Source organism: Streptomyces sp. ActVer, from assembly GCF_027270795.1.
Lineage (GTDB): Bacteria > Actinomycetota > Actinomycetes > Streptomycetales > Streptomycetaceae > Streptomyces > Streptomyces umbrinus_A.
Map to the genome: position 1 here is coordinate 1 of NZ_JAPWHT010001010.1, position 638 is coordinate 638.

The window sequence follows — 638 nt, forward strand, 5'->3', positions numbered from 1 at the left end:
CCACACGGCCCTGAACCCTCTTTCCCTCCGCGACGCCCTTCCGATCTGGCCCCAGCTACCGCCCCCACCCCGCACACCGTCCTGTTCGCCGGCGTCGCCGCCACCGCCGCCACGGCGGCAGGTGCGGCGACGCGCCTTACCCGCTGTCTTGCCAGCCCTGGACTCGAGCCCGTCCACGACCGTGTGGCACCGGGCTTGGACGAGCGCGGGGGTCTGTCGCGGTCCCGATTGTGGCTGCTGGGCTCGCTGGCGGCCGGAACCCTGCTGGGCGAGGGGGCCGCTGCCGACTGGGCTGCCGTCCACCTGCACGACCTCGGTGCGACCGCCGCGACCAGCGCCGTGGCGTACGGCGTCTACAGCACCGCCATGGCGGCCGGTCGCCTCGCCGGAGACCGGCTCACCGCCCGCTTCGGCGCTCCCGCTGTTGTCCGGGCCGGCGCCGCCCTGGCCGCGCTCGGCCTGGCAACCGGGCTTGCTGGCTCCACCATCGTCTTTGCCCTCCTGGGGTGGGCGGCCTTCGGCCTGGGGTTGTCCGTCACCATCCCCAGCCTGATCACCGCCGCAGGCATCGGCGGCCCCCGCACGGTCGCCACCGTCGCGGTCACCGGCTACGTCGGCCTGCTCGCCGGCCCCGCCCT

Annotated in this window: 1 pseudogene; it reads left to right on the top strand. The window is 75.4% G+C overall.

Features of this window, described 5'->3' with window-relative positions:
• Nucleotides 1-638: pseudogene (locus tag O3Q52_RS53875) on the top strand (MFS transporter); the annotation flags it as partial.